Here is a 2,823-nt window from a genome sequence, read left to right on the forward strand (position 1 = left end):
CACCACCTCGGTCTCTTCGTCGCCGAGCGATACCACCCGTTCGACGTGGCGAACGTTCTCGGCGAGGAACGAAAAGCAAATATTGCCCTGGATTGCTGGATTCGGATGCACCTTGCCGAGCGCCACGATCGCGTCGGAGTCGAAGCCGGTCTCCTCGATCATCTCGCGACGCGCCGCATGCATCGGCGATTCATCCTCGGGATCGACCATTCCGCCTGGCACCTCGAGCGTGAACTCAGAAATGCCGTGACGCCATTGGCGAATCATCACGACGTCGCCGTTTTTCGCCAGCGGAATGATATTCACCCAGTTGGGCGCGTCGAGGATGAAGAAGTCGCGCTCGCCGCGCCGCGAATGTGTCGCGCGCCGGCGATGGAGATCGAAGATCGGCGTGCGGTACGCGACGTCGCTCCTGAGCGTCTTCCACTTGCGCGGCTTCATCTTACGGAGATGCCCGCGGATTTCACTTGTGCTCGAATTCGGCTTCGACGTCGTGGCCGTAGAGCCAGGCGCGGTTCTGAGGCAGCGGGGCGGTCGCGGCCGACGCCAGGTTGGCGTCGCGTTTCCGTTGCTCCTCGCCGTCGGCAAGATGGTTAATGATGCCGTTGCGGCGCGAGCCTTCCTGGCATTGGGATGCGCGCGGCTTGCGCGTCTGCTCATAGCGCGAAAGCGCAGCGGCCACATCGTGCTCATCGGCATGCTCGAGGCATTTCGCCAGCACCGCAGCGTCCTCGATCGATTGCACTGCGCCTTGCGCCATGTACGGGAGCATCGGATGGGCCGCGTCGCCTATCAGCGTGACGCGCCCAACAGTCCATCGCGGAAGCGGGTCGCGGTCGTAGAGCGCCCAACGATTGGTCGTCTCAACTGAGCCGATGATCGCGCGGACCTGCGGATGCCATCCTTCGAACTCCTTGAGTGCCTCGGCGACCTCGCCTTTGGCGGTCCACGATTCGACCCGCCATTCGCCTGGAGTGACCGCGACCCAATTGTGGTAACGGGCGCCGGCGCCGACATAGTAGTGGACGAAGTGATGGCCGGGTCCCCACCATACGTTGGCCGCCAGCTCGACTCCGAGATGCGCCACGCGATCGGCGGGAACCAGGCCGCGATACGCCACATGGCCAGAAAATCGCGGCGATTCCGGACCCATGATTGCGTTGCGAACGGTCGAGTGGATGCCGTCGGCGCCAACCACAACGTCGGCATCGGCGGTCGCGCCGTTGTGGAATTGCACTTCGACGCGATCGGGATGCTGCTTCAGTCCGACGCATCGATGGTCCAGATGCAGCACGCCATCGGGCACAGCCGCTGATAGAAGATCGAGCAGATCGGCGCGATGGAAGTTGTAGTAGGGCGCGCCGAAATCACGCTCGCACACCCCGGCCAGCGGCTGTCGTGCGAGTTCGCGCCCGTCGTCCCATCGACGGATGAGGATCGAGCGTGGGCGCACACCGAAGCGGCGCATCGGCTCCTCGAGTCCGAGACGATTAAGGATTCGCGACGCGTTGGGGCTTATCTGGATGCCGGCGCCGACCTCGCGCAATTCGGCGGCCTGTTCGAACGCCTGAACGTCGAGTCCCGCGCGTCGAAGCGTCAACGCCGCCGCGAGCCCGCCGATCCCCGCTCCGATGACGATTATTCGCATGTGCGTGCTCCGCTCCACTTCAGCTCGCAGATGAATCTAGTCTCGTCATTTTTTTTTGTCATCCTAACGGAGCGAGCAACGCGAGCGGCTGGAAATGGCTTCTGGCTTCCGGACAGCGGGGCGTAAGCGACGCCGGTTCCGGTTCTGAGCTGTTGCATCCAAAAAAGGACCGCTGCGCGATTTCAAATACCGGAACCGGCTTCGCGTGCGCGAAGCTGTCCGAGGTCCTTCCTCCCCTCGCGTTGCTCAGGTCGTCAGGATGACACAAAAACGCGAAGCCATCCGAGATCCTTCCAGCCGCTCGCGTTGCTCGCTCCGTCAGGATGACACACAAGGCTCGCGATACTCGCTTCGGCGACAGTCAGGCCCTCGCGTTGTTCACCCCTTCAGGATGACAAGAATGCCGCTCGTGCTAGTCACTTCGCCAGAATGAAAGAGCAACCGCTCGCCGCCTCAGAACAATCGCGCGTACTCGATTGCGGGGCATCGATCCATCAACACCGTCATGCCGGCCTTTTGCGCGCGGCGGGCGGCGTCGAGGTGGATTACGCCGAGCTGGCACCACAGCACGTGCGCGCCTTTTGTGATCGCGTCCTCGACGATTTGCGGCACGAACTCCGAGCGGCGGAACACGTCCACTATCTCGACCGGTTCTGGAATCGACGCCAGGTCGGCATAGCACTTTTCTCCTAGAGCGGCGCGTAGCGCGTCAGCGTCCAGCTGCGGATTGACCGGGATCACCTTGAACCCGCGGCCCTTTAACAATTTTCCAATTCGAAGCGAGTCGCGCTGCGGATTGTCAGAGCATCCGACGACGGCGACTGTGGTCGGCCGCGAGAGAATCGCGCGAATTTCGGCGTCAGGAGGATTGCTGAATTCCATCTTCGTATGATCGCGCGCGACGGCCGCTCGCGCTAGCTATGAAAGAGGCGGTCGATGATGGTCGGGGCGAGGCGATGGATTTCGTCGCGGCACTCGGCGAATACCAGGTCGCCCTTTTCGTAAGGATCGTCGATGTCGCCCGCCTCCCCCGCGAACGATCGCAGCGTGAACACCGGACGCTCGCGCGCCCCGGGAAAGCGCTCGACCAGATCGCGCGCCTGCTGCTCGGTCATCGCAATTATGAGATCGGTCTGCTCGAGCATCTCGGGATGACGCTTGAGGTCGGTAGAGGT

Annotated in this window: 3 protein-coding genes and 1 pseudogene; all 4 read right to left on the reverse strand. The window is 62.7% G+C overall.

The features are described from left to right. Positions 1-441: NUDIX hydrolase (locus tag VIW95_RS07425; RefSeq protein WP_331584935.1), on the reverse strand; the 441-nt coding region annotated here is incomplete at its 3' end. A 22-nt stretch (positions 442-463) separates the two neighbouring features. Beyond that, complete coding sequence (locus tag VIW95_RS07430) at positions 464-1,648, reverse strand: FAD-dependent monooxygenase (RefSeq protein ID WP_331584937.1); 1,185 nt, start codon at positions 1,646-1,648, stop codon at positions 464-466. 453 nt (positions 1,649-2,101) lie between these two features. Then, the gene (locus tag VIW95_RS07435) at positions 2,102-2,530 is read right to left on the reverse strand and encodes a CoA-binding protein (protein WP_331584939.1); all 429 of its coding nucleotides are present in this window, start codon (positions 2,528-2,530) and stop codon (positions 2,102-2,104) included. Positions 2,531-2,562: 32 nt separating this feature from the next. Further along, a pseudogene (locus tag VIW95_RS07440) lies at positions 2,563-2,823 on the reverse strand (hypothetical protein); the annotation flags it as partial.

Source organism: Binatus sp. (SeqCode) (assembly GCF_036522015.1).
Classification (GTDB): Bacteria; Desulfobacterota; Binatia; order Binatales; family Binataceae; genus Binatus.

Bases quoted from the DNA above. Each gene is read 5' to 3' on its own strand.
- VIW95_RS07430 (WP_331584937.1), bottom strand. From the start codon at position 1,648: ATGCGAATAATCGTCATCGGAGCGGGGATCGGCGGGCTCGCGGCGGCG.
- VIW95_RS07435 (WP_331584939.1), bottom strand. From the start codon at position 2,530: ATGGAATTCAGCAATCCTCCTGACGCCGAAATTCGCGCGATTCTCTCG.